Origin of the sequence: Mesorhizobium sp. M0052 (genome assembly GCF_040323255.1) — a bacterium.
GTDB lineage: Bacteria > Pseudomonadota > Alphaproteobacteria > Rhizobiales > Rhizobiaceae > Mesorhizobium.
The window spans coordinates 109080-134589 of sequence record NZ_JAMYUS010000019.1 but is presented as its reverse complement, the minus strand read 5'-3'; the positions used below and the strand labels follow the sequence as shown (position 1 = coordinate 134589).

Annotated in this window: 25 protein-coding genes; 16 read left to right on the top strand and 9 right to left on the bottom strand. The window is 63.9% G+C overall.

The window, feature by feature from the left end:
- Positions 1-296: 296 nt before the first annotated feature.
- The 3 genes from NKJ77_RS24045 to NKJ77_RS24035 all read left to right on the top strand — a co-directional run bounded on the left by NKJ77_RS24045 (position 297) and on the right by NKJ77_RS24035 (position 3384).
- On the top strand, positions 297-890 hold the full coding sequence (locus NKJ77_RS24045; protein ID WP_023684369.1) for a biotin transporter BioY: 594 nt from the start codon (positions 297-299) through the stop codon (positions 888-890).
- A 110-nt stretch (positions 891-1000) separates the two neighbouring features.
- Positions 1001-1417 (top strand): DUF1284 domain-containing protein, encoded by a 417-nt coding sequence (locus NKJ77_RS24040; protein ID WP_352535855.1) that lies wholly within the window; start codon positions 1001-1003, stop codon positions 1415-1417.
- Between the two features lie 191 nt (positions 1418-1608).
- On the top strand, positions 1609-3384 hold the full coding sequence (locus NKJ77_RS24035; RefSeq protein ID WP_031251320.1) for a tetratricopeptide repeat protein: 1776 nt from the start codon (positions 1609-1611) through the stop codon (positions 3382-3384).
- Between the two features lie 205 nt (positions 3385-3589).
- Here the strand turns inward: NKJ77_RS24035 and NKJ77_RS24030 are convergent, their stop codons facing one another.
- Positions 3590-4051: a GNAT family N-acetyltransferase gene (locus tag NKJ77_RS24030; RefSeq protein WP_352535854.1), complete on the bottom strand. Its 462-nt coding sequence runs from the start codon at positions 4049-4051 to the stop codon at positions 3590-3592.
- A gap of 176 nt (positions 4052-4227) precedes the next feature.
- Between NKJ77_RS24030 and NKJ77_RS24025 the strand changes: the two genes are divergently transcribed.
- Positions 4228-5172, top strand: a complete 945-nt coding sequence (locus tag NKJ77_RS24025; protein WP_352535853.1) for a glycine--tRNA ligase subunit alpha — start codon at positions 4228-4230, stop codon at positions 5170-5172.
- A gap of 3 nt (positions 5173-5175) precedes the next feature.
- Here NKJ77_RS24025 and NKJ77_RS24020 read toward each other — a convergent pair whose 3' ends face one another.
- Complete coding sequence (locus tag NKJ77_RS24020) at positions 5176-5346, bottom strand: hypothetical protein (RefSeq protein WP_023702047.1); 171 nt, start codon at positions 5344-5346, stop codon at positions 5176-5178.
- A 223-nt stretch (positions 5347-5569) separates the two neighbouring features.
- Between NKJ77_RS24020 and NKJ77_RS24015 the strand changes: the two genes are divergently transcribed.
- Complete coding sequence (locus tag NKJ77_RS24015) at positions 5570-5971, top strand: endonuclease domain-containing protein (RefSeq protein ID WP_023692101.1); 402 nt, start codon at positions 5570-5572, stop codon at positions 5969-5971.
- 68 nt (positions 5972-6039) lie between these two features.
- Positions 6040-8508: a glycine--tRNA ligase subunit beta gene (gene glyS, locus NKJ77_RS24010; protein WP_352535852.1), complete on the top strand. Its 2469-nt coding sequence runs from the start codon at positions 6040-6042 to the stop codon at positions 8506-8508.
- Between the two features lie 80 nt (positions 8509-8588).
- On the opposite strand, the gene NKJ77_RS24005 is transcribed toward glyS, so the two are convergent.
- Positions 8589-8978, bottom strand: a complete 390-nt coding sequence (locus NKJ77_RS24005; protein ID WP_023684361.1) for a hypothetical protein — start codon at positions 8976-8978, stop codon at positions 8589-8591.
- 159 nt (positions 8979-9137) lie between these two features.
- Positions 9138-9590 carry a hypothetical protein gene (locus NKJ77_RS24000; RefSeq protein WP_023684360.1) on the bottom strand — a complete coding sequence of 151 codons (453 nt, stop codon included), beginning with the start codon at positions 9588-9590 and terminating at the stop codon, positions 9138-9140.
- Positions 9591-9961: 371 nt separating this feature from the next.
- On the opposite strand from NKJ77_RS24000, the gene NKJ77_RS23995 reads away from it, so the two are divergent.
- The 3 genes from NKJ77_RS23995 to NKJ77_RS23985 all read left to right on the top strand — a co-directional run bounded on the left by NKJ77_RS23995 (position 9962) and on the right by NKJ77_RS23985 (position 13126).
- Positions 9962-10927, top strand: a complete 966-nt coding sequence (locus NKJ77_RS23995) for an L-threonylcarbamoyladenylate synthase (RefSeq protein WP_352535851.1) — start codon at positions 9962-9964, stop codon at positions 10925-10927.
- Between the two features lie 18 nt (positions 10928-10945).
- On the top strand, positions 10946-12376 hold the full coding sequence (locus tag NKJ77_RS23990) for an FAD-binding oxidoreductase (RefSeq protein ID WP_352535850.1): 1431 nt from the start codon (positions 10946-10948) through the stop codon (positions 12374-12376).
- A 183-nt stretch (positions 12377-12559) separates the two neighbouring features.
- The gene (locus tag NKJ77_RS23985; RefSeq protein ID WP_352498423.1) at positions 12560-13126 is read left to right on the top strand and encodes a DUF6101 family protein; all 567 of its coding nucleotides are present in this window, start codon (positions 12560-12562) and stop codon (positions 13124-13126) included.
- Between the two features lie 173 nt (positions 13127-13299).
- Here the strand turns inward: NKJ77_RS23985 and ubiA are convergent, their stop codons facing one another.
- Positions 13300-14283, bottom strand: coding sequence for a 4-hydroxybenzoate octaprenyltransferase (ubiA, locus tag NKJ77_RS23980; protein ID WP_023706640.1), 984 nt, complete (start codon positions 14281-14283; stop codon positions 13300-13302).
- A 51-nt stretch (positions 14284-14334) separates the two neighbouring features.
- The gene (locus tag NKJ77_RS23975) at positions 14335-15246 is read right to left on the bottom strand and encodes a LysR family transcriptional regulator (protein WP_023687123.1); all 912 of its coding nucleotides are present in this window, start codon (positions 15244-15246) and stop codon (positions 14335-14337) included.
- A 91-nt stretch (positions 15247-15337) separates the two neighbouring features.
- On the opposite strand from NKJ77_RS23975, the gene NKJ77_RS23970 reads away from it, so the two are divergent.
- Together NKJ77_RS23970 and purD are read left to right on the top strand one after the other, a co-directional pair.
- Positions 15338-16132, top strand: coding sequence for a phytanoyl-CoA dioxygenase family protein (locus NKJ77_RS23970; protein WP_023709886.1), 795 nt, complete (start codon positions 15338-15340; stop codon positions 16130-16132).
- Between the two features lie 133 nt (positions 16133-16265).
- Positions 16266-17549, top strand: a complete 1284-nt coding sequence (gene purD / locus NKJ77_RS23965; RefSeq protein WP_031214680.1) for a phosphoribosylamine--glycine ligase — start codon at positions 16266-16268, stop codon at positions 17547-17549.
- 3 nt (positions 17550-17552) lie between these two features.
- On the opposite strand, the gene NKJ77_RS23960 is transcribed toward purD, so the two are convergent.
- Complete coding sequence (locus NKJ77_RS23960; RefSeq protein ID WP_245272070.1) at positions 17553-18662, bottom strand: glycoside hydrolase family 25 protein; 1110 nt, start codon at positions 18660-18662, stop codon at positions 17553-17555.
- Positions 18663-19101: 439 nt separating this feature from the next.
- Here NKJ77_RS23960 and NKJ77_RS23955 point away from each other — a divergent pair, with 439 nt between their 5' ends.
- Entirely contained in the window at positions 19102-20871 is a 1770-nt protein-coding gene (locus NKJ77_RS23955; RefSeq protein ID WP_352535849.1) for an acyl-CoA dehydrogenase family protein, read from the top strand.
- A 29-nt stretch (positions 20872-20900) separates the two neighbouring features.
- Positions 20901-21653 carry a crotonase/enoyl-CoA hydratase family protein gene (locus tag NKJ77_RS23950; protein ID WP_023821025.1) on the top strand — a complete coding sequence of 251 codons (753 nt, stop codon included), beginning with the start codon at positions 20901-20903 and terminating at the stop codon, positions 21651-21653.
- Positions 21654-21661: 8 nt separating this feature from the next.
- Here the strand turns inward: NKJ77_RS23950 and pdxH are convergent, their stop codons facing one another.
- Positions 21662-22291: a pyridoxamine 5'-phosphate oxidase gene (gene pdxH, locus NKJ77_RS23945; RefSeq protein ID WP_081732290.1), complete on the bottom strand. Its 630-nt coding sequence runs from the start codon at positions 22289-22291 to the stop codon at positions 21662-21664.
- A 28-nt stretch (positions 22292-22319) separates the two neighbouring features.
- Here pdxH and NKJ77_RS23940 point away from each other — a divergent pair, with 28 nt between their 5' ends.
- Together NKJ77_RS23940 and NKJ77_RS23935 are read left to right on the top strand one after the other, a co-directional pair.
- The gene (locus NKJ77_RS23940) at positions 22320-22781 is read left to right on the top strand and encodes an RT0821/Lpp0805 family surface protein (protein ID WP_023687129.1); all 462 of its coding nucleotides are present in this window, start codon (positions 22320-22322) and stop codon (positions 22779-22781) included.
- A gap of 124 nt (positions 22782-22905) precedes the next feature.
- On the top strand, positions 22906-23835 hold the full coding sequence (locus tag NKJ77_RS23935) for a DnaJ C-terminal domain-containing protein (protein WP_023706648.1): 930 nt from the start codon (positions 22906-22908) through the stop codon (positions 23833-23835).
- A gap of 19 nt (positions 23836-23854) precedes the next feature.
- On the opposite strand, the gene NKJ77_RS23930 is transcribed toward NKJ77_RS23935, so the two are convergent.
- Complete coding sequence (locus tag NKJ77_RS23930) at positions 23855-24490, bottom strand: TetR/AcrR family transcriptional regulator (RefSeq protein ID WP_023706649.1); 636 nt, start codon at positions 24488-24490, stop codon at positions 23855-23857.
- Between the two features lie 187 nt (positions 24491-24677).
- On the opposite strand from NKJ77_RS23930, the gene mddA reads away from it, so the two are divergent.
- Positions 24678-25412 carry a methanethiol S-methyltransferase gene (mddA, locus tag NKJ77_RS23925; protein WP_352535848.1) on the top strand — a complete coding sequence of 245 codons (735 nt, stop codon included), beginning with the start codon at positions 24678-24680 and terminating at the stop codon, positions 25410-25412.
- The last annotated feature ends 98 nt before the right edge of the window (positions 25413-25510 follow it).

The following is a 25510-nucleotide window of genomic DNA, read 5'->3' as shown; positions in this document are numbered from 1 at the left end:
TCCAGGGAATCGGTGACGTTGAACATCACCAGCCTGCCATGACCGCCCTCTCTCAGCGAATTTGCAGAACTCTCAGCACACTACCCAGAGGCGACATCCGATCTCCCCACTTGCGGGGGAGATGGCCGGCAGGCCAGAGGGGGGTGCTGTCCCGCCAGCCTTCCAAATGTCCTTTATTCGGCACGCAAGCCCAAGCCTTTTTAGGGGCGAGGGTTGCCATTCCCGCGCAAATATGGATTCGATAATAGATCGAACAACAAAATTATCTATAATTCAAACCAGCCAGGGAAGCCGCCATGACCGACATCGCCTTTTCGCCCTCCAAGCCCTCCTTCAGCCCGTTGCGCCTGCAAACGCGCTCGTATGCCTGGCAAGCCGCGGCCATCGTCATCGGCACGCTGTCCATTGCGCTCGCCTCCTACATGGAAGTGCCGATGCTGCCGGTTCCAATGAACATGCAGACCTTTGCGGTGACGCTGGTGGGCGCGCTCTACGGCTGGCGGCTCGGCGCGATCACCATCGCCGCATGGCTCGTCGAGGGCGCTGTGGGTTTGCCGGTGCTGTCGGGCGGAGCTGCCGGCATCCAGCATTTTGCCGGGCCGACCGCCGGTTATCTCTTCGCCTTCCCGCTTGTCGGCGCGCTCGTCGGCTGGCTGGCCGAGCGCGGCTGGAACGGCAACCGCGTGCTGCTCGCCTTCGCCGGCATGGTCCTCGGCAACCTCGCCTGCCTGGTTCTCGGCACGGCCTGGCTCGCCCTCATGATCGGCCTCGAACAGGCCATCGCCTTCGGCTTCTTGCCCTTCCTCGTCGGCGGCCTGCTGAAATCGGCGCTCGGCGCCGCGACGCTCAAGCTGTTTTGGAGCAACAAGGCGGACCCGGCAGGAGCATGATCCCGAAAAGTGGAGTCCGGTTTTCGGAAGAGATCATGCTCAAACAAAGAGATGGAGCCCCATCCCGATACCATCGGGATGGAACAGGCTCCGCTGGTGCGTCCTGACCGATGACCGTCCGGCTGCGCTCCCACCATCTTCTTTGCCTGCTGACCTATATCGGCGAAGGGTACAGCGCAGCCTTCGTCGCCAACTATGACGTGATCGCGAAACGTCTGGGCCGCGGCGAGGATATTCTGATCGTCTCCGGCCCCGACGACATCTGCCAGCCGCTGCTCGGCGGGGCGGAGCCCCACTGCTTGCGCGAAAGCGCCGCCGGCCGGGACGATCTGGCAGCACGCGATGTCGGCAAGCTGCTGACCCGGCCGATCCGGGCCGGCGTCCGCTTCAGCCTCGACGCGGCAACGCTTGCCGGCTTGCGCGCCGCCTTTGCAGCCGGCGTGACGCGTGAGGCCTGCCAGGGTTGCGAGTGGGCCGGCCTGTGCAGCACTGTCGCGGCAGGCGGATATCGCGATGTCAGGCTGTAGCTCCCAACCCCGATCTGCTATTGTCGGAACCGATAGTGTCTGCGTCGCCATGGTTTGTTAATCGGGTGACCCGATTGTGAATTCGGCCCGGATTGAAGCCTGACCCCAAAAAGGCCATGCTTTGTCAGGAAACATCGAGTCTATGGCTTCTCCGCGCCGACGCGGGATGGCGCTTGGCTGAAAGGGATACGATGCGGCAAGGACGTGCGCGCTGGCTCGCGGGGCTGGCAATTGTGGCAGGGATGGCGATTTCTCCGCTGCCTGCCTACGCCAAGGAATCGACCGACCCGGTCAAGATCACCTCCTTCTCGGGCGCCTATCTCGCCGCCCGCATCGCCGAAGGCGACAACGACCTCGACAATGCCATCGCTTATTACAAGCAGGCGCTCGCCTTCAATCCCGGCGACACCTCGCTGCAGCAAAGCCTGATGCTGTCGCTGATCGCGCAAGGCCGCTTCGAGGAATCGCTGGTCTATGCCGACAAGCTCAAGGCAGTTCCCGACGTCGAGCGCTTCTCGCGTCTGGCTCTGGCGGTCGATTCCTTCCACAAGAAGGATTTCACCAAGGCGCAGTACTGGCTCAAGCTGTCGCTCGAGTCCGATCTCGACCGGCTGATTTCCGGCGTCATGTCCGGCTGGGCACAAGAGGGCGCCGGCGACCCCACCGGGGCGATGGCCTCGATCGACAAACTGCAGGGGCCTGACTGGTTCGGCCTGTTCAAGTCCTTCCACCGCGCGCTGATCGCCGATGCCGCAGGCCTGTCGGACAAGGCCGACGCGCTTTATGACGCGACCCTGACCGACGTCACGGCCGGCGGTGCCGCGCCCGAGACATGGATGCGCAACGCCCAGGCCTACGCGTCTTTTCTGGCGCGCAAGGGCAACAAGAACAAGGCGCTCTACGTGCTCGACAAGGCCGAGGCGTTCGCGCCCGGCAAGCTCGACATCCAGGCGCTTCGCGACAGGATCAGCAAGGGCGACAAGATCGAGCCCTTCGTCGCCAATCCCTCCGAAGGCGCCGCTGAAATCCTGCTCGACCTCGCAATCGCGCTCAATCGCGGCGGCGGCGAGCCGTTCGTGCGCCTCTATCTGCAATATGCGCTCGCGCTCAAGCCCGACAGCGACGCCGCTTTGGTGCAGCTTGCCGCCGTCGCGGAGCAGTTGAAGGACGGTGAAGGCGCCATTGCTCTCTATAGCCGCATTCCAGCCTCTTCGCCGCTGAAGGAGCTTTCCGACCTGCAGCTCGGCCTCAACCTTGCCGATCTCAACCGTCACGACGAGGCTATCGCCCATCTCAAAGCATTCGTCGAAGCTCACCCCGATGACATGCGCGCCTATCTGGCGCTAGGCGGGGTCTATGCCTCGAAGGAGGATTTCCGCTCCGCCGCCACTCTCTACGACAAGGCGGTCGCGGTGCTGAAGACGCCGACCAATGCCAACTGGAACATCTACTATCAGCGCGGCATCGCCTATGAGCGGCTGAAGGAATGGCCGAAGGCCGAACCGAACTTCCTCAAGGCGCTTGAGCTGTTCCCCGACCAACCGCAGGTGCTGAACTATCTCGGCTATTCCTGGGTCGACATGAACATGAACCTCAAGGAAGGCCTGGCGATGATCCAGAAGGCCGTCGACCTCAGGCCGAGCGACGGCTACATCGTCGATTCGCTGGGCTGGGCCTATTTCCGCATGGGCCGGTTCGACGACGCCGTGCGCGAAATGGAGCGCGCCGTGTCGCTCAAGCCGGAAGATCCGGTGCTCAACGACCATCTCGGCGATGCCTATTGGCGCGTCGGCCGCAAGCTCGAAGCCACTTTCCAGTGGAATCAGGCGCGCGACCTGAAGCCGGATCCCGATGTGCTTGCCATTTTGCAGCAGAAGCTGATGAAGGGCCTGCCGCCGATCGAATCCAACACGGCGCAGGAAACCCCGAAGGTCAAGCCGGCCACCCCGCCAGCGCCGAAGGGGTGATCGGGCCATACTTCTGATGAAACGGGGCTCGCTGAGCCCCGTTTTTTCGGCTTGGCGTCTTAGAGCAATTCCAGGAAAGTGTGCGCGGTTTTCCGTTCGGAATTGCGACAGAAACAAAGAGATAGAGACGCCCTATCGCGATCGTCATTCTATGGCGGAGCAAGGAGCGAAGCGACGCGGCGCAGACCCAGCGTTGGCGCTCATTCTAGAACAGCTTTCGGTAGACGACGAACCCCGAGAGATCGCCGATCTTGTCGTAGAGCTTCATCGCCGTGTGGTTGGTTTCGTGTGTCAGCCAGCAGACGCGGCTGGAGCCTGCGGTTTGCGCCCTGGTATAGACGTCTTCGATCAGTGCCCGGCCGACGCCCTTGCCGCGCGACGCCTCATTGGTGAAGAGATCCTGCAGATAGCAGTTCGGCGAAATCGCCGTCGTGGTGCGGTGGTAGAGATAGTGGACAAGGCCGAGAAGCTTGCCTTCGCTCTCGGCGACCAGCGCATGCATCGGCTCATAGGCATCGAAGAAGCGCGACCATGTCATTGCAGTGATGTCACCGGGCAAGGCGGTCTCGCCCGAGCGGCCGTAAAACGCATTGTAGCCGTCCCACAGCGGCAGCCATTGCTCGTAATCCTCTCGGGTGACGGGGCGTACGGTGAACTGGCCTTGCATGGCTGAACCTTTGTCGTTGAAGCTGGGCGAGCAAACGGCCACCGGCACCGTCCGGCAATGGGCCAGTCCGAAGCAAAGCGTTCAACCTCTCATCAAGGCGGCGATAGGCGCTGCCTTGACGCTAGCCGGCCCGGCAACTAGGGAATGGCATCATTTCAGCGCTTTCCGAGGCCGCCGTGACGTCAGACAGTCCAGCCCATATACATCCCAGCCGCTCGTTCCAGGGGCTGATCCTGACCCTGCACAATTACTGGGCCGCCTATGGCTGCGTCATCCTGCAGCCTTACGACATGGAAGTCGGCGCCGGCACCTTCCATCCGGCCACCACGCTGCGCGCGCTCGGGCCCAAGGGCTGGAACGCTGCCTATGTCCAGCCCTCGCGCCGGCCCAAGGACGGCCGCTACGGCGAAAACCCCAACCGGCTGCAGCATTATTACCAGTACCAGGTGATCCTGAAGCCCAACCCGCCGAACCTGCAGGAGCTCTATCTCGGCTCGCTCAAGGCGATCGGCGTCGATCCGTTGCTGCACGACATTCGCTTCGTCGAGGACGACTGGGCAAGCCCGACGCTTGGCGCCTGGGGGCTCGGCTGGGAGTGCTGGTGCGACGGCATGGAAGTGTCGCAGTTCACCTATTTCCAGCAGGTCTGCGGCATCGAATGCGCGCCGGTGGCGGGAGAACTGACCTACGGCCTGGAGCGGCTGGCCATGTATGTGCAGGGCGTCGACAATGTCTACGACCTCAACTTCAACGGCCGAGAAGGCGCCGAAAAAGTCACCTATGGCGATGTCTTCCTGCAGGCCGAGCAGGAATATTCCAGGCACAATTTCGAATATGCCAACACCGCCATGCTGCTCAGGCATTTCGAGGACGCCGAAGCCGAATGCAAGGCGCTGCTCGCGGCCGGCGCGCCGGCCTTGAACGACAATCTGCCGATGCACCGCATGGTCTTCCCGGCCTATGACCAGTGCATCAAGGCCAGCCACGTCTTCAACCTGCTCGATGCGCGCGGAGTGATTTCGGTGACCGAGCGGCAGAGCTACATCCTGCGGGTGCGCAATCTGGCGAAAGCCTGCGGCGAGGCATTTTTGCAGACCCAGGCCGGCGGGCTCGCCGCCTGAGGCTCACTTCATCATTTCGGGGGAAATGTTGATTGGCGCCGAGAACTGGCCAGACGATCCTGCCATGGTCCGCATAGCCTGCCGCACACCCGGCATCGAGAAGGCGCCATGCACCTGCGCGGCGAAACAGGCGCTGAGCGCGATGATCTGGAGAAGTCTCGATGCCGTTTTCATGGTCGTTCAGCCAATAGGTCCCTGCCTGAGCGTTGGTCGCTTCAGCGCTGCGTTTGGTTCATGGAAATCTTTGATCCAAGGACGGGCGGGCTGGTTGCGGCCCGACAGGGGCGGTCAAAATTCCTGGAAACAGCGGTCAGCCGAGTTGCTATGCCCTCTTACCTCCCCCTAGATGGGGGAGGTCGCCGCGAAGCGGCGGGTGGGGGTGACAGCGCGACGTTCCATGCCAAAACTCGATCGATTCAAGCTGCAGTCTGCGCAAAGGCTTCGCGCGGCGATGACCGACGAGGAACGCATCCTGTGGCGGCATCTGTGGCGCATTCCAGTAGAAGGCACTCATTTTCGCAGGCAGGCGTCGGTAGGCGTTTACTTCCCTGATTTCATCTCCCACCGGCTGAAGCTGATCATTGAGGTGGACGGTGCCCATCACAGCTTCGATGACCAGCTGCGCCATGACGAGCGTCGAACGAAATGGTTCGAGAGCCAAGGCTACCGCGTCATTCGCTTCTGGAACCATGAAATCAAAAACGAACTGGATTCCGTGCTCGATACGATCTATGCGGCGGTGGAAGAACGAAAATCACACCTGCGTTTGCGCGATGGTGCCGAAGGTATCGGCGGCTGAGAGGTCGCCACCCCACCCCGGCGCTACGCGCCGACCCTCCCCATCAAGGGGAGGGTGGGAGCTTAACCATGCCAGACCTGCTCTTAGAACTTCGCTCCGAGGAAATCCCCGCCCGTATGCAGCGCAAGGCGGCGGGCGATCTCAGGAAGATGCTGACCGACGGTCTGGTCGAGGCGGGTCTGACCTATGACGCCGCGCGCGAATACTGGACGCCGCGGCGCCTGGCGCTCGATGTCAGGGGCCTGACCGCGCGCTCGAAGGATATCCACGAGGAGATCAAGGGGCCGTCGACGACGGCGCCGGAACAGGCGGTGCAGGGTTTTCTGCGCAAGGCAGGCCTTGCCTCGGTTGCCGAGGCGCATGTTCATTCCGATCCGAAGAAGGGCGATTTCTACGTCGCCCATATTTCGAAGCCGGGCAGGGCGGCGGAAGAAATCATCGCCGAACTGGTGCCGGCCATCATTCGCGGCTTCCCCTGGCCGACATCGATGCGCTGGGGGCCGGCTTCAGCCAAGCCCGGTTCGCTACGCTGGGTGCGGCCGCTGCAGACGATTCTGTGCACCTTCGGCCCGGAGACCGAGGAGCCGGTGGTGGTCGATTTCGAGATCGATGGCATCCGCTCGGGCAATATCACCTACGGCCATCGTTTCATGGCGCCGGGAGAAATCACCGTGCGCCGCTTCGACGATTACGTGACCAAGCTGGAAGCGGCCAAGGTCGTGCTCGATAGCGACCGCCGCAAGGAGATCATCCTTGCCGACGCCCGCAACCTCGCCTTCGCCAACGGGCTCGATCTGGTCGAGGACGAAGGGTTGTTGGAAGAAGTGTCGGGCCTGGTCGAATGGCCGGTGGTGCTGATGGGCGAATTCGAGCAGGCCTTTCTTGCCATACCGCCAGAAGTGGTCCGGCTGACCATCCGCGCCAATCAGAAATGCTTTGTCACCCGGCCGCAGGGCGACGGCGAAAACCTCTCCAACCGCTTCATCCTCACCGCCAACATCGAGGCCAAGGACGGCGGCAAGGAGGTCGCGCACGGCAACGGCAAGGTGGTGCGTGCCCGCCTGTCGGACGCGCTGTATTTCTGGAAGACCGACCAGGGCGATCTGCCGGATCTGGAGCAGCTCGAGGCGTCGGCGAAGAAATTCGGGCTCGATCTGAAAAAGCCGCTCGACCAGCGCATGGCCCGCCTCGACCATCTCAATGTCACCTTTCACGCCAAGCTCGGTACGCAAGGCGATCGGGTGGAGCGGATCAAGCGGCTGGCGCAGGAGCTGGCGCCAACAGTGGCGCAGTCGATCTCCCCCCTTGAGGGGGAGATGGCCGGCAGGCCAGAGGGGGTCGCTTCGGCTGCCGCGACGCCGTCCGGTCTCTCGAAGAAAGAGGGAGTTGGCACTCCACGCGAGACGACCCCCTCTGTCGCCTTCGGCGACATCTCCCCCTCAAGGGGGGAGATTACCGCGCTCGCCGCTCGCGCCGCCGTGCTGGCCAAGGCTGATCTCACGACAGAAGCAGTGGGCGAGTTTCCGGAACTGCAAGGCGCAATGGGCCGCAAATACGCGCTGCTGCAGGGTGAGCATCCGTCCGTGGCTGCGGCGATCGAGGGGCACTACAAACCGCAAGGTCCGTCGGATAGCGTGCCGACCAATCCGGTGTCGATTGCCGTCGCGCTGGCCGACAAAATCGATACGCTGGTCGGCTTCTGGGTCATTGATGAAAAGCCGACGGGGTCGAAGGACCCTTACGCGCTGAGAAGGGCCGCACTGGGCGTGGTGAGAATCCTGATCGAGAATGGGATCTCACTGCCGCTGACATCGCTCTTCGATAGTGCCTATCAAACGGCGAGTTATCTCGCGTCTAAGGCTGGACGGGCATTTGGGCCCGACCTCCTCGCCTTCTTCCACGACCGCCTGAAAGTCTATCTCCGCGACCAGGGCGCTCGGCATGATCTCATTGACGCCGTGCTGGCAGGTGGTGGAAGCGCGCCAATCTCCCCCCTTTTGGGGGCGGCGAAGTCGACAAAGGGGGGCGCTGTCCCGCCGACCTCTCATTCTGGCGCGCCCCCCTCTGCCCTGCCGGGCATCTCCCCCACAAGGGGGGAGATCGGCCAATCGCACTCGGACGACCTCCTGCAGATCGTGCGTCGCGTCGAAGCTCTGGGGTCCTTCCTCGACACCGAGGACGGCAAGAACCTGCTCGCCGGCGCCAAGCGGGCGGCCAACATTCTGGCTGCCGAGGAGAAGAAGAAAACGCTCGTCGCCGAGACTGTTGAGCCGGCGCTGTTTCGCGAGGAGGCCGAGAAATCGCTGTTTGCAGCGGTGAATCAGGCGGAGAGAGAAGCCGGCGAAGCGATTCAAAACGAAGACTTTTCCGCCGCCATGCTGGCGCTTAGCGTGCTGCGCGAACCGGTTGATTCATTCTTTGAACGTGTTCTCGTGAATGATGAGGACCAGGCCGTGCGCGCCAACCGTCTGGCATTGCTCGCCCGCATCCGCACGGCCACCGACCAGGTGGCTGATTTCTCCAGAATAGCTGGCTAGCTAAGGGACGGACAAGCCCGAACACGGGCGGCGTTCACACGCCGCCCGTCTTGTTTTCAGTCCTCCCGAGGCTGACTCCGTCAGTCCTCCAAAATGCTGACATGCACGCTGTCTGAATAGACGTCGACCTGGATCAGCGGCTCGCCATTGACGATGGCGTTCCGTGTCGAGGAGCTCATCGCGCCACTGCGCTTCAGCATGCGTTCCAGATACGCGCGATCATCGTTGCTGCGGAACCAGTCATCGCCCTGGTCGTCGGCGTCGCGCCGGTGGAACTTGTGCCAGTTGGCACGGTCCTGCCGCACCATCTGTGCTGCGCTGCTCAGCTCATAGCCGTCGCTGGCATGGTGGTCGCGATCGGAAATGCGCGCGACGTAGGACCCTAGCTCGTCACCGGCCTGCGCGCCGCCGACACCTATAGGTGACGCCAGCAACAGGCCGGCAATAATCAAAGATTTCGTCATGTTCATGATAACCCCTCGCTCTCCTACAACCCGGCGCGCTCATGCCAAAACCGATTGGCGAAATTGGGGCCGCCGCCGCCAAGCCGATCGTGCGCCGGGCTGTCGATTGGCGTCAAGCGGCATGGATCGGCCGACTGTCTTGGCCGACTGTTTTGGCTGAATGGCCTACTCGGCTTTGCCGACGCCCTCGATCGGCTGCTGCGGTGTTGTTGCCGGCTGCGGCGCTGCCGGTTGCGACTCGGGCTTGCCGTTCGATGCCGTTGCAGTTCCGGCTGGTGCGGTCTCTGCCGTCGGCTCAGTTGCCGGCGCCGCGGCGCTCGCCCTGGCCGGAGCCGGCGCGGCGAAGGCGCCGCCGACGATGCCGCCGCGAATGATCATCGGATCCTGCCTAGGCTTTTCGGGGATCGCCGCGACCTTTTCATAAGTCACATCGGGCTGGGCATCGCCGAGCGCGACGATCGATGGCGTCGAGGCGGTCCTGACCGGTTCGGATCCGCCAACCTTGATGACCGATGGCGTCGAGGTCGAGACGCCGAGAAAGACGATCGACGAGGCGTGCGCCCCACCGGTCATCGCCGCCAGGGTGAAACCAAGCGCTCCAAGCACACGCATCGACATCGAAACCGTCCCCTTGCCCAACAAGCCGCCAGCCCTAACCCAAGTAGCCTTAACCCGAGTGGATTGATGCCGGCTTGCAGGGAAACATAGCATTTTAGGCATTGATAATTCGCCAACGCCGGCTTGCCCGAAAACCACTGCCGTATTAGAGCAATTCCAGGAAAAGTGAGTAGCGGTTTTCCGTCCGGAATTCCGCAAAAACAAATACTTAGAGCGTTTAAGCGAACAGCTGAACCGCTCTAATGCATGTCGCTCAAAAGTGGCCCCGGTTTTGAGAGAACGACATGCATCAAAACAAAGACCTAAAGCGCGTCGCATGAATCCGGTTCAGCGCGACGCGCTTTAGGTCCGGTGCCTGTGAGGTGAAGCGAGTGGCTGAGATACTATCCGTCGGCGAAGCGATGGAGCAGGCGTTGGCGCTGCTTGAGGGCGGCGACGTGGTCGCCATCCCGACGGAGACCGTCTATGGACTGGCCAGCGACGCGACCAATGGCGTCGGCGTCGCCCGCATCTTCGAAGCCAAGGGCCGGCCGCGCTTCAACCCGCTGATCGCCCATGTCGCCGATCTCGCGATGGCCGAGCGCATTGCGATCTTCGACCCGCTTTCGAAGCGGCTGGCCGAGGCGTTCTGGCCGGGGCCGCTGACGCTGGTGCTGCCGCTCCGACCCGGCAACGGCATCCATCCGCTGGTCACCGCCGGGCTCGATACGATCGCGCTGCGCATGCCGAGGGGCTTCGGCGGCGAGCTGATCGCCAGGCTCGGCCGGCCGCTGGCCGCGCCCAGCGCGAACTCTTCGGGCAAGATCAGCGCGACGACAGCGCAAGCCGTGGCGGCCGATCTCGGCGCCAAAATCCGGCTGGTGGTCGATGGCGGCGCCACCCCGGTCGGGCTGGAATCGACCATCGTCAAGGTCGAAGGCAACAGCGTGCGGCTGCTGAGGCCAGGCGGCATCGCTGCCGCCGATATCGAGGCCGTCACCGGCATCAAGCTGCAGCGCGGCGCGACAGCCGGCATCGAGGCGCCCGGCATGCTGGCGTCGCATTATGCGCCGCGCGCATCGGTGCGGCTCGATGCACAGAGTGTGGCTGAAGGCGAGGCCTTGCTGGCCTTTGGTGGCGACCGCGCCGAAGGCTGGCAAGCGGCGGCCGCCTTGCGCAACCTGTCCGCATCGGGCGATTTGCGCGAAGCCGCAAGCAATCTGTTCGCGTATCTGCAGGAACTCGACCGCAGCGGCGCGGCGACGATCGCCGTCGAGCCGATCCCGGTCGAAGGGCTCGGCGAGGCGATCAACGATCGGCTGTTTCGTGCCGCTGCCCCCCGTGACAAGCTCGACTGAGCGCCATAGTTTGCGCCCATGAACGACGCACCCTTCGACCTCGACCCCGCTCTCATCGACCGCTTTGCGGCAATCGTCGGCGACAAATATGCGCTGCGCGACCAGGCCGATATTGCGCCGTATCTTACCGAGCGGCGCGGCCTATGGCACGGCAGGACCGCCTTGGTGCTGCGTCCCGGCAGCGTCGACGAGGTCAGCCGGATCATGCGCCTGGCGGGCGAGACGGGAACGCCGGTCGTGCCGCAAAGCGGCAACACCGGGCTGGTCGGCGCCCAGGTGCCGGATGCCTCCGGCCGCGAGATCGTGCTGTCGCTGTCGCGGCTGAACCGCATTCGCGAGATCGACGTCTTCTCCAACACGGTAACCGTCGAGGCCGGCGTCATCCTGCAGACGCTGCAGGAAGCCGCCGACGCCGCCGACCGGCTGTTTCCGCTGTCGCTTGCCGCGCAAGGGTCCTGCCAGATCGGCGGCAATCTCTCGTCCAATGCCGGCGGCACCGGCGTGCTTGCCTATGGCAATGCGCGCGAACTCTGCCTTGGTGTCGAAGTCGTGCTGCCGACCGGCGAGGTGTTCGACGATCTGCGCAAACTGAAGAAGGACAACACCGGTTACGATCTGAAGAACCTGTTCGTCGGCGCCGAAGGCACGCTCGGCATCATCACCGCGGCGGTGCTGAAACTGTTTCCCAAGCCCAAGGGGCGCGAAGTGGCCTTTGCCGGCCTGTCGTCGCCGGAAGCAGCGCTTTCGCTGTTCAGCCTGGCGATGGACCGGGCAGGGGCGGCACTCACCGCCTTCGAGCTGATCGGCCAGCGTCCTTATGATTTCACGCTGCGCCATGCGCAGGGCGTCACGCGGCCGCTGGCGCAGGATTGGCCATGGTATGTGTTGATGCAGGTGTCGTCGGGCCGTTCGGCCGAGGACGCCAGGGGGCTGATCGAAGAAGTGCTGTCGGCAGGCCTCCAGCAAGGCATCGTCGGCGACGCGGTGATCGCGGCCAGCCTGGCGCAGGGCGACGCGTTCTGGAACTTCCGCGAGGTGCTGCCGGATTCGCAAAAGCCCGAAGGCGCTTCGATCAAGCATGATATTTCGGTACCGGTGGCATCCATCCCGGCGTTTATCGAAAAGGCGGCCGGTGCAGTGGTTTCGGTCAGTCCGCAGGCGCGCGTGGTCTGCTTCGGCCATATGGGCGACGGCAATCTCCACTACAACATCTCCCGGCCGGAGGGCGGTGACGACGAAGCGTTTCTCGGCCTCTACCACGCCATGAACCATGCCGTGCACGATGTCGTGCGCTCCTTCCACGGCTCGATCTCGGCCGAGCACGGCATCGGCCAGTTGAAGCGCGACGAGCTGATCGCCACCGCGCCGCCAATGGCGATCGAGCTGATGCGCCGGGTGAAGGCCGTCTTCGATCCGGCCGGCATCATGAATCCCGGTAAGGTTATCTGATCCTTTCAACATTTTGTGGCTGGTCTCATTCCGATAACCATCGCCTGAGATCAGCAAAATTTAACTGACTTTCTTAAGCCGGGCGGCAGAAGCTCGCGCTAATGTTTCACACAACGAGGCCGGGAAAACCGGCCCGGAGAGACCCGCAAAACGGCTCTCAGGAGAAACACAGGAAGGCAGCAGATGAACAGTGTATTGAAGCCCGTCTGGGCCGGGCGCAACATGCGCCTCGACCCATTCCGCCTGCCGCAAGTGGTGAGCTATGCCACGCGCGACGACTATGGCGACGTTACCTTCACCATCGACCAGCGCGGCGCCGTCATCCGCCGCACGCTCGAGATGAGCGGCGTGCCGGCGATCATCGCGCTGCCCGCCAACGCGTTTCGCGGCGTCGCCGCCCGCGCGATGGAGGATCCGGAAGGCAATGTCACGGTAACCCTGGAACTCCTACACAACGACCCGATGCTGTCGGTGCCGCTGCTGGTGGCCGACGATCTCGAAGACGTCGCCGCCGACTGGCGCGCCTGGGCCGATGCCTATCGGCTGCAGATGCTTTTGATCGAATCCGACGGAATTGCCCGCACGCTTGAGGAATCGCTGGGCGCCGCCATCAAGGCGCTGCCGGCCAAGGATCGCCGCAAAGGCCGGGTCTCGACCACGCGCCGCCCACGCTTCCTCGCCCGCCGCAGGGCCGGCAATCTCGGGCTGAGACTGGTGATCGACGGCCAGGAGATTATTTCGAGAGAGTAGAGCGCTCTTCTCCTTCCCCCCTTGTGGGGGAAGGTGGATTGCCGCGAAGCGGCAAGACGGATGAGGGGTGTTCCAGGGAACGCCAACGCCTCACTCCGCTGGAGCACCCCTCATCCGTCTCGGCGCTGCGCGTCGATCCACCTTCTCCCACAAGGGGAGAAGGAAGAGGGAGCCTACACCAGCGGCTTCAGCGCCACCCACAGCGCACCGCCGATCAGGCCGATGAAGATCAACCAGCCGACCTGGTTGTTGGATTTGAACAGCCGCAGGCATTGATCGGGATCGTCGATATCCAGAACCGCTATCTGCCGCGCCATATGGGCGCCGGCGGCGATCAGCCCGGCCAGCGCCACCACCGGCACCTGCGCCGAGGCGAAGGCGATGGCGAAGCAGACCAGCGTGCCGCCATAAAGCCCGACCAGCCAGGTCTTGGTGTTGTCGCCGAACAGCCGCGCCGTCGAGCGCACGCCGACGATTGCGTCGTCTTCCTTGTCCTGATGTGCATAGATGGTGTCGTAGCCGATCACCCACAGGATCGAGCCGATATAGAGCATGATGGCCGGGCCATCGAGATCGCCGAACTCGACCGCCCAGCCCATCAGTGCACCCCAGGAGAAGGCGAGCCCGAGCACCAATTGCGGCCAGTTGGTGAAGCGCTTCATGAAGGGATAGACGGCAACGATGACCAGCGAGACGATGCCGAGCGGAATGGCGAAGTCGTTGAACTGCAGCAGCACGACGAGGCCCAGCAAGGCCTGGATGACCAGGAACGCCCAGGCTTGGCGGCGCGTCACCTTGCCGGCCGGCAATGGCCGCGAGCGCGTGCGCTCGACCTTGTTGTCGATGTCCTGGTCGACAATGTCGTTATAGGTGCAGCCGGCGCCACGCATGGCGACGGCGCCGACAAAGAACAGGAACAGGAACCACGGCGACGGCAGCAATGTGAGCAACGGGTCTGCCGGGCGGGGATAGGCGCTGGCCGCAAGCGCTGCCGACCACCAGCAGGGCCACAGCAGCAATTGCCAGCCGATCGGCCGGTCCCAGCGCGCAAGCTGCGCGTAAGGCCACAGCCAGCGCGGCAATATCTTGTAGACCCAATGGCCGCTCGGCGCGTCGGCGACGCGGCCCTGTGCGGCTTTCGACTGGATGGTTTCCATCGTGCTGGAGTGGCAGCAGCGGCGTGCGCCGTCAAGCGGCCGCATTGTCGCTCAGGCGGTGAAAATATCGTGGCTGGCAAACCATTCCTTCGCCACCTCCGTGAAGGCCAGCGCCGCCTTCGACAGCCTTTGCCTTGTGTCATGGGTGAGGATGATGCGCTGCATCGGCAGCGGATCGGACAGCGGCTTGCAGACCAGCGGCAGCCCGTCATAACTCCTGTCGCCATAAGGCCTGGTGTAGCTCACCGCGACGCCGAAGCCGTTGGCGACCATGCTGCGCTGCAGTTCGAACGAACTCGCCGTCGATTGCGAGACCGGCGACAAGCCGCGGCTGAGGAACAGGTCCAGCATATGCTGCCAGCTATGCGGCTGGTCGGTGGTGATCAAGGGATGGGTCGCCAGCTCCGCCAGGCTGACGCTCGCCTGGCTGGCCAGTGCGTGGCCTTGCGGCAGAAGCGCGTGTGGCCGCAGCTCATGCAGCAGGATGCGGGCGAAGTGCGAGGGCAGGCCGAGATCGTAGGTCAGGCCGAGATCGATTGCTGCATCGCCGAGCCGCCGGCCCAGCGTCTCGAAGGTCTCGTCGCGGACCACCACGGTGACCGCCGGGCAGCGTTGCGAAAAAGCGCGGATCAGCGCCGGCGCGAAATAGGGCGCCAGATCCTCGAAACAGCCGAGCACAAGTTCGCCCCCGACATCGGCGTCGCGCGTCCCGAGCCCAACCAGTTCGTCCGCTTCGGCCAGCACCTGCTTTGCCTTCGCCACCGCGCTGCGGCCGAACGAGGTCAGCGCGATGCCGCTGCCGCGCTGGCGCACGAACAGTTTCTGGCCGAGCGTCGCTTCGACATTGTCGATCGCCACCGAGATCGAGGGCTGCGAGACGTTCAGCATCCGGGCGGCCACGGTGACGCTGCCGTGACGGGCAACAGTGACGAGGTAGCGCAACTGGGTGAGGGTCAGGTTCATAGGGTAAAGCTATAAGAGGGATGAGAAGTTATTATTTTACGCGATGTGCGGCGGCCGCGATAGTCGGTCATCGAAACAGGAGAGACATGACATGGCCGCCAGACATATCGATGCCGCAGCGATTGCCGACTACCAGCGCGACGGCGCGGTCTGCATACGCGGCGCTTTCAAGGACTGGGTCGGCACCATCGGCGCCGGCATCGAGCGCAACATGCAAAACCGCAGCGCTACGGCGTCGGACATCGCCAACGGCAAGGGCAGCTTCTTCGACGATTACTGCAATTGGGAGCGCATTCCCGAATTCGTCGACGTGGTGCGCAATTCCCCGGCCGCGGAACTCGCGGCAGCGGCGATGCAGTCGCGCAGCGCCCAGTTCTTCCACGACCATGTGCTGGTCAAGGAACCGGGCACGCAAAAGCCGACGCCTTGGCACCAGGACATCCCGTATTACTTCGTCGATGGCACCCAGACCGTCAGCTTCTGGATTCCGATCGATCCGGTCAAGGAAGCGACGCTGCGGCTGATCGCCGGCTCGCACAAATGGGACAAGATGATCCTGCCGGTGCGCTGGCTCGATGACAGCAATTTCTATGCCGGCGAGGGCGATTATCTGCCCGTGCCGGATCCAGACAAGGACCCGTCGCTGAAGGTGCTCGAATGGGAGATGGAGCCGGGCGACGCCATCCTGTTCGACTTCCGCACCGCGCATGGTGCGCGCGGCAATCCGACCGCGGCGCGTCGCCGGGCGCTGTCGCTGCGCTGGGTCGGCGACGACGCGCGCTACGTCGAGCGCCCCGGCCGTACCTCGCCGCCCTATGCCGGCCATGACATGAAGCCCGGCCAGAAACTGCGCGAGGACTGGTTCCCGGTCGTCTTCCAGAGCTGATACCGGCCGGGGACGCCGTGCTCTCGGCGCGACGTTCCCGTGCGCAACCGGTATGGCGCAAGGTAAAACTCTTGACCCGCGCCGCCCGGGGCAATAGCGCAGTCCCTGTCGTGAAATGACAAGGGACATCGGCATGCGCGTTTTGTTGATCGGCTCCGGCGGCCGCGAACATGCCCTGGCCTGGAAGATCGCGGCCTCGCCGCTTTTGACCAGGCTCTATGCCGCGCCCGGCAATCCGGGCATCGCCCACGAGGCCGAACTGGTCAAGCTCGACATCGCCGACCATGCCGCTGTTGCCAGCTTCTGCAAGGACAATGCGATCGATCTCGTCGTCGTCGGGCCGGAAGGGCCGCTGGTCGCCGGCATTGCCGACGATCTGCGTGAGCAGGGCATCCGCGTCTTCGGTCCATCGAAGCGGGCAGCGCGGCTCGAAGGCTCGAAAGGTTTTACCAAGGACCTTTGCGCCAAATACGGCATCCCGACCGCCGCCTATGGCCGCTTCACCGAACTGGCTGCGGCCAAGGCTTACGTCGAAAAGGTGGGAGCGCCGATCGTCATCAAGGCCGACGGGCTCGCTGCCGGCAAGGGCGTCACCATCGCCATGACGCTGGACGAGGCGCGCGCCGCCCTCGATGCTTGTTTCGACGGCGCATTCGGTGACGCCGGCGCTGAGGTAGTAGTCGAGGAATTCATGACCGGCGAGGAGGCGAGTTTCTTCTGCCTGTGCGACGGCACGACCGCACTTCCCTTTGGCACCGCGCAGGACCACAAGCGCGTCGGCGATGGCGATACCGGCCCCAACACCGGCGGCATGGGCGCCTATTCGCCGGCGCCGGTGATGAGCCCCGAAATGGTAGGGCGCACCATGCGCGAGATCGTCGAGCCGACCATGCGCGGCATGGCCGAGCTTGGCGCGCCGTTCGCTGGTATTCTGTTTGCCGGGCTGATGATCACCGACAAGGGGCCGAAGCTGATCGAATACAACACCCGCTTCGGCGATCCCGAGTGTCAGGTGCTGATGATGCGGCTGAAGGACGATCTGCTGGTGCTGCTCAACGCCGCCGTCGACGGCCAGTTGGCGCACAGTTCGATCCGCTGGCGCGACGATGCCGCGCTGACCGTGGTGATGGCGGCACAGGGCTATCCCGGGACGCCGGAAAAAGGCTCGGTCATCCGCGGGCTGGAAGAGGCGGCCGGTGATGGTGTTGAGATTTTCCACGCCGGCACCGCCATCAATGGCGGCGCGCTGGTCGCCAATGGCGGCCGCGTGCTCAACATCACCGCGTCAGGCAAGACGGTCGGCGAAGCGCAGAGCCGCGCCTACGCCGCGCTCGACCGCATCGACTGGCCGCAAGGCTTCTGCCGCCGCGACATAGGCTGGCAGGCGGTGGCGCGGGAGAAAGCCAGCGCCACCTGAGCCTCAGCGCTCGCGAACGAGTTCCGTCGAAGCGGTGCTGACCGAGTCGGCGGCCTGCGAGAAGGCGGCCTCGAGCAGAGCCTCCGAACGATACGCAGTCCGCTTCCAGGCGACATACTCGGCAATGCCGAAGCGCGCGCGGCGCGGCACCGTCTTGACCACCGGCATGCGGAAGGCAGCGCGGAATGTCTGCCAGCGCGCGCCCAGCACCGCCACCATCTCCTCGACCGTCGGTGGCGTCGCCACATCGGCATAGGTGATGGTGACTTTTCCGGCGAGCCCGGCCGCGCGCGACACTGGCACCGGTATCGAGGCGAGGTAGTCGGGCGGCACGTCGATCAGGCCGCCGAAGGGCCATTGCTGGCGCAGTGCCGCCGCGTCCATCGGCGCGACGTTGACGTCGATGTCGTTGGGCGTGCCGGCGACCCGGTACGGGCAGCGCAGGCGTCCGCAATTGGCCTGCGCCGAAAACTGCCACAGCGCATAGCCCTGCCAGTTGCCCATCGGAAAATGCACGTCGATGTCGGGCTTGTAGCGCGCATACCAGAGCGGCAGCCGCGACAAGAGCCGGTATCGATAGCGGTTGTCGGCGATGAACTGGGCGGTCTTGCCGTTGGTGTAGAGGATCGGGAAATGGCCGAGCCGCCGGTGCACCTGGCGCACGAATTCCTCGGCATCATCGAGTGACATCCATTGCGAGGGGTCGTTGCCTTCGAGATCGAGGGCGAGCAGATCGTCAGGGGCTGGCTCGGCGAAATCGATGAAACTGTTGGCCTGCTCGAGCGGATTGCCGGGGCGGGCAAGATGATAGGCGCCCCATTTCAGGCCGAGCGCCTTGGCCACCACCTTGCGCGTCTGGAACAGTTCGCGCGTCACCGCAAAGCGTTTCCACAGCGTCTTGCAGAGTTTGACCGCAATCTCGTCGCCGAAGCAGAAATAGGGCGGCGGCAGCCCGTCGGAGGCCTTGTTGATGAAGCCGACAATGCGCTTGTCGGTGGCAAGCTGCGCCCAGTCGATGGAATTGTATTCATAGGCGTCGACCACCAGCGCGCGATCGCCATCCCGCCAAGGCTCGGAAAAGTCCGAGGCTGTAGCCGCTGACATCAGCGCCATCATCGCCGCGAGAGCGATAGCTGAGCGGCGAAGAAGATGCGCCGGCGTTTTCAAACAGGGGATCCCCGCTGACCAAATACCGATGGTGGACCGGTATGGTTAAGGAAGTGCTTTCGGGCAGGAGTCCTGTCGCTCTCGCGATTTCGTCATTCTATGGCGAAGCGACGCGGCGGAGACCATAGAATCCATTCCACGACTTCGAAGCGTTGCCACGGCGCAGAATTCTGCACCGTTGCACCCCTGGCGCGAGGTCGCGACATGGTACTCGGCGTCCGCTACGCTCCCGCTCCACCCTGGACGACGGAGTTCGCTACAAAATTCGCGTGACAAAGTTTGACGTTTACGTAAAAAAGAAGGTCGGAGGCCGCCCAGAGGCGGATGGTTTTGCATCAGCCCGGGTCCTAGGATCGAGCGATCGGAGCAGCGGAGGAGAAGCGGCATGTACAAGGCCCCGGTCGACGACATTTCGTTCACGCTCAAGCATGTCGCCGGGCTCAAGCCGGCACTCGACAGCGGCGCGTTCGGGGACCTCGGCGAAGACCTTGTCGACGCCATCCTGGCCGAGGCCGGCCGCTTCGCCAGCGAGGAGGTGGCGCCGCTCTACAAGATCGGCGACCAGCACGGTGCGGTGCTGAAGGATGCAGCCGTGACCATGCCGCCCGGTTGGAAGGCGCTTTACCGCAGCTGGATCGACGGCGGCTGGAACGCGCTGTCGGGGCCGGAAGAATTTGGTGGCCAGGGCCTGCCGACCATGCTCGGCGTTGCCGCGCTCGAGATGTGGAACTCCGCCGCCATGGCCTTCGGCATCGGCCCGACGCTGACCATGGGCGCCGTCGAGGCGCTGGACAAGCATGCCTCCGAAGCGCTGAAGGCAAAGTATCTGGCAAAGCTCGTCTCCGGCGAGTGGATGGGGACGATGAACCTGACCGAGCCGCAGGCCGGTTCCGATCTCGCCGCCTTGCGCAGCCGCGCCGAGCCTGCCGGCGACGGCACCTACCGCATCTTCGGCCAGAAAATCTTCATCACCTATGGCGAGCATGATTTCACCGACAACATCATCCATCTGGTGTTGGCGCGGCTGCCCGACGCACCGGCCGGCACGCGCGGCATCTCGCTGTTTTTGGTGCCGAAATTCCTGGTCAATGATGACGGCTCGCTCGGCGCCCGCAACGACGTCTTCTGTTCCGGCCTCGAGCACAAGCTCGGCATCCATGCCTCGCCGACTTGCACCATGATCTATGGCGACGGGTTCCAGGGTGCTGCGCCCGGCGCCATCGGTTGGCTGATCGGCGAGGAGAACAAGGGGCTCGCCTGCATGTTCACCATGATGAACAACGCGAGGCTTTGCGTCGGCATGCAGGGCGTGGCAGTGGCAGAAGCCGCGACGCAGAAGGCGATCGCCTATGCCAATGAGCGCCGCCAGGGCAAGGCATCGGACTTTTCAGGCGCCGGGATGGCGCCGATCGTCCATCACCCCGACGTGCAGCGCAATCTCTTGACCATGAAGGCTTTGACCCAGATCGCCCGCGCCATCTCGTATTCCTGCGCCTATGCCATCGACTTCGCGCGTGTGTCGACAGGCGAGGAGGCCGCGCATTGGCGCGATCGCGCCAATCTGCTGACGCCGCTGGCCAAGGCCTTTTCCACCGATATCGGCGTCGACGTTGCGTCGCTGGGTGTCCAGGTCCACGGCGGCATGGGCTTCATCGAGGAGACGGGCGCGGCCGCGCTCTATCGCGACGCCCGCATTGCGCCGATCTATGAAGGCACCAACGGCATCCAGGCGATCGACCTTGTAGCCCGCAAATTGCCGCTTGGCGGCGGCGAGCATGTGCACGGCTATATCGCCGAACTGAAGGCCATCGCCGACGAGGTGCGGACCTCGAACCTGCGGGGCTTCGGCCGCACCGCCGAAGCGCTTGACCAGGCGTTCGACGATCTCACCGAGGCGACGCGCTTCCTGCAGAAGCTGCTGGCCGACGGCCGTCTGGACGAAGCGCAAGCCGGTGCGACCCCCTATCTCAGGCTGATCTCGCTTGCTGCCGGCGGCGCTTATCTGGCGCGTGGCGGACTTGCCCAGCAGAGCCGCATCGCCCTTTGCCGCTTTTTCGCCGAAAACCTGCTCGGCGAAGTCAGCGCCTTGAAGGAACGCGTAATCGATGGCGCCGAGAGCCTCGCCGCCGCCGGCAAGGCGCTGATATCGGCCTGAATACCAGAGCGCTCACCAGGGAAATGACCGTGACAGACCATATCCTCGTCGAGCGCCAGGGCGCCATCCAGATCATCCGCATGAACCGTCCCGACAAGAAGAACGCACTGACGCGCGCCATGTACGCGACAATGTCCAAGGCGCTGGCCGATGGCGATGCCGACCCGGCGGTTCGCGTCCATATCTTCCTCGGTGTTTCTGGCGCCTTCTCTTCTGGCAACGATCTCGCCGATTTCCTGGTCATCGCCACCGGCGGTGAGGGCGGCAACGAGGTCTGGGACTTCCTGATGGCGCTGGCCAAAACGGAGAAGCCGATGGTCTCCGGCGTCGACGGCATTGCGGTCGGCATCGGCACCACGCTCAATTTGCATTGCGACCTGACTTTCGCCACGCCGCGCACGGTGTTCCGCACACCCTTCGTCGACCTCGGCCTGGTGCCGGAGGCGGGCTCCAGCCTGCTGGCCCCGCTCATCCTCGGCAGGCAGGGCGCCTTCGCGCTGCTTGGGCTGGGCGAAGGTTTTTCCGCCGAGCGCGCCAAGGCCGCCGGCCTGATCTATGAGGTGGTCGAGGAGGACGGGCTAGAAGCCGCGGTACTCGCAGCGGCCGGCGCGATCGCCGCCAAGCCGCCGCAGGCGCTGAAGATCGCTCGTGACCTGATGCGCGCCCCGCGCCACGAGCTTGTCGCCCGCATCAAGGTGGAGAGCGAGCATTTCTCCGAGCGGCTGAAGTCCGACGAAGCGCGCGCCGCGTTGACGGCCTTCATGACGCGCAAGAAGGCCTGAACCTCTCCTCAGGGATAAAGCCGTGTCTTGTCCCAGCCGCCTTCGGCGTTGCGCGAAAAGACCAGCCGATCGTGCAGCCGGAATGGCCGGTCGTGCCAGAACTCGATCGCCTGCGGCACGATGCGGAAGCCCGACCAGTGCTTTGGCCGCGGGATTTCGCCGATAGCGTAGCGCGCCGTGTATTCGGCCACCGCCTTCTCTAGGGCAAAGCGGCTTTCCAGCGGCCGCGACTGTTTCGAAGCCCATGCGCCGATCCGGCTGCCGCGCGGCCGCGTCGCGTAATAGGCGTCGGCTTCAGCGTCGCTGACGATCTCCACCGGACCGCGTATGCGCACCTGGCGGCGCAGCGATTTCCAGTGGAAGCACATCGCCGCCTTCATGCTGCCAAGAATCTCGCGGCCCTTGGCGCTCTCGAAATTCGTGTAGAAGACAAAGCCGCTTTCATCGAAACCCTTGAGCAGCACCATCCGCACATCCGGCATGCCGTCGGCATCGACGGTTGCAAGTGCTACGCCGTTGGCGTCGTTGATTTCGCTTTTCTTGGCGTCCTCCAGCCACTCGGCAAAGAGCCGGAACGGCTCGGCGGCTTCGGTAAAGTCACTACTTGTTAACTCAGTGTCACTCATAGTTTTTCTCAAATTGTCTCGAGCTTCAGGAGGTTGCCGATTGTCGCGTATCGCGCAAGCTTTTGACAGCGGGCAATGGAGCGTTATCGCTTCGGCCAGTTCGAAAGCCGTGATCGTGATTATCGCCCTGCCACTTGCCGCCTGCGGCGCCGGCGGCTTCAGCCTGGAAAAGGCCGAGGTCGACCGTTCCATCGTCACCTCAAGCGCGCCGGCGAGGGTGACATCGACGGACGCCGACAGCGCTTCCGACCAGACCACGATCGGCAATGCGGTGTCTTCGGCCGACATCGAGGAGCTTCGCGGCCAGGCCGTGCCGTGGGCGAATGCCGACACCGGCTCGCGGGGCTCCATCACCGAACTCGCCGAAGTGCAGGACAACGGCCAGGCCTGCCGCAGCTTTACCGCCTCGCGCGAAAGCTTCGACGGCGTCGCTTTGTTCAAGGGGCAATTGTGCATCGCCGCGGCCGGCGGCTGGCACATGCAGGACTTCAAACCGCTCTGATTTTCGAGGTTTGCGGGCATCGCAATTTCAACCCTCGATAAGCCTGCGCGCCACTGGAATTTCTTCCTATGGGAGCGCATATAAGGGCCAACGTGGATTTAACTCATTTTCCAGGGCAGGACGCATGCGCGACCCCTATGAGGTGCTGGGCGTTGCCAAGAACGCATCGGCCAAGGACATAAAATCGGCTTACCGCAAGCTCGCCAAGAAGTATCATCCGGACCAGAATCCGAATGATCCCAAGGCCAAGGACCGTTTTGCCGCCGCCAATCAGGCCTATGAGGTCGTCGGCGACGAGAAGAACCGTGCGGCCTTCGACCGCGGCGAGATCGACGCCGACGGCAAGCCGAAATTCCAGGGCTTCGAGGGCGCAGCCGGCGGCGGCGATCCGTTCGGTGGCTTCCGCCGCCAGCAGGGCGCCGGCGGCTCGCGCTTCGAATTCCGATCGGGGCGTCCGGGCGGCGATCCGTTCGACGGCAACAGCGACATTTTCAGCCAGATCTTCGGCGACGCCTTTTCCGGCGCGCGCGGCGCCGGAACAGGCGACCGCCGCCAGCAGGCGACCGCCGCCGATCTGAACGTCACGCTCGACGTCACCATCGAGGAGATAGCGACCGCCGAAAAGGTGACGGCGATGTTTCCCGACGGCCGCAAGATTGCGGTCAAGCTGCCGGTCTATGTCGAGGATGGCCAGACCATCCGGCTGAAGGGCCAGGGCGAGCAGGGGCCGGCACAGCCGGGCGATGCGCTGGTCAAGATCCGTATCCGCAGGCACCCGCGCTACCGCATCGAGGGCCGTGACTTGCATGCCGATCTGGAGGTAGCGTTGGCCGACGCGGTGCTGGGCGCCAAGGTGCCGGTCGACACGCCGACCGGCAGGCTGGCGGTCAACATTCCGGCTTGGTCGAGTTCCGATAAGGTGCTGCGCCTGAAGGGCAGGGGCTTGCCGGAAAAGGCCGGCGGCCATGGCGATCTCTACGCCCATGTCCGCATCATGCTGCCGGAAGGCGGCGACAGCGAACTCGAAGCGCTGATGCGCAGCCGCAAAGGCTGACGCGGCTCGACTTCGCTGGCTAACTGCCGGGCGCTGCTTCCTCCATCCGCCGGATGGTTTCGCCGAAGCGGCGCAACGCCTGCCGCACCGGGACATGCGGGCTCTCGATCTCAAGCAGGATCATCGTCTCGCTGCCGAGGAATGCGGCGCTGACCAGGCTGGTTACTTCGGCGGCGGAGAATGGCCCGAGGCCGCCGAACCGACGCTCCGCCTCTTGCGCCAGTCCGTCCAGCAGTTCGAACCAGCCGCGCAGGTCGCGGCGCACCGCCTTGGCGATCTCGGGGCTCGACAGGCTTGCCGCGATCATCTCGTGCAGGATCCGGACATAGCCGGACGCCAGATCATCGTCGAGGAAATCGCAAGCGCGCTCCCAGCGTTGCCACAGCGGCATCGGTGCCGCAAAAGTCTCCGCCTGGCGTTTCAGCAGGCCCTCGTTCAGATGGTCGAGCAGGGCCAGGAACAGCCGTTCCTTGGAGCCGAAATGGTAATGGATCTGGCTGAGCGGAACGCCGGCGATCTCGGCAACGCGGCGCGTCGACAGATCGGCATAACCGCCTTGATGGAGGCATAACTCGGCGGCCGAAATCAGTTCGGCGCGCGTGTCGCGCTTTTGCTTGTTCTGCGGCGGGGTAACGGCTTCGGCAGCGTCCGTCATGCGGCGTGGCTGCCGCTGTTAGCGGTGCAATCTGGGCGGATCATAGCTTCTCCTGTCCGGGGCTGGACGTCCCTCCACTCTATCTCGGTCGAGCGACCGATCAAGTTGACTCGTCAGAGAATTTATGGTTTTTGACACTGAATTCGGTCGACCGACCGAATCCTGATGCTTGCATGGAGGGGCAGTCATGGCGGGCGTAATCACCCTTATCTACGGCGTTGCCGCATACCTGATTTTTCTCGGTTCGTTTCTCTATGCGGCCGGTTTCGTCGGCAACATGGTCGTGCCGAAATCCATCGATTCCGGAGTCGCTGGAAGTCCGGTCGAAGCCGTCATCGTCAATGCGCTGCTGCTCGGCCTTTTCGCCGCCCAGCACAGCATCATGGCGCGGCCGGTTTTCAAGCGCTGGTGGACACAGATTGTCCCGCACGCGGCCGAACGCAGCACCTATGTGCTTTTGGCCAGCCTCATCCTGCTGCTGCTCTACTGGCAATGGCGGCCGATCCCCGGTCTCGTCTGGACGGTCGAGAACCCGGTCTGGGTCGCCGTCATCCATGGCGTGTTCTGGCTCGGCTGGGCGGTATTGTTGACCAGCACCTTTCTGATCAACCATTTCGAACTGTTCGGCTTGCGCCAGGTTCTCGCCGCTTTGCGCAAGAGCGAACCGGCGCCGCCCGTGTTCAGGACGCCGCTGTTCTACAAATGGGTCCGGCACCCGCTCTATGTCGGCTTTCTCCTGGCCTTCTGGGCGACGCCGTCGATGACATGGGGCCATCTTCTGTTCGCGGCGGGCAGCACCGGCTACATCCTGCTCGGCATCTTCCTCGAGGAACGCGATCTCGTCGCGATGTTTGGCGATCAGTACCGCCTCTACCGCAAGCAGGTGGGAATGCTCATTCCCTGGCGCAAAATGGCTGGATAGGGCCGATGCGGTGCCGGCCAGCCGATTCGGCTGCCCGGCCTGGGCCGTCAAGGCGCGCTGGCCGCAGTGAGGCGTTCGAATCTCACAACAACCTTATT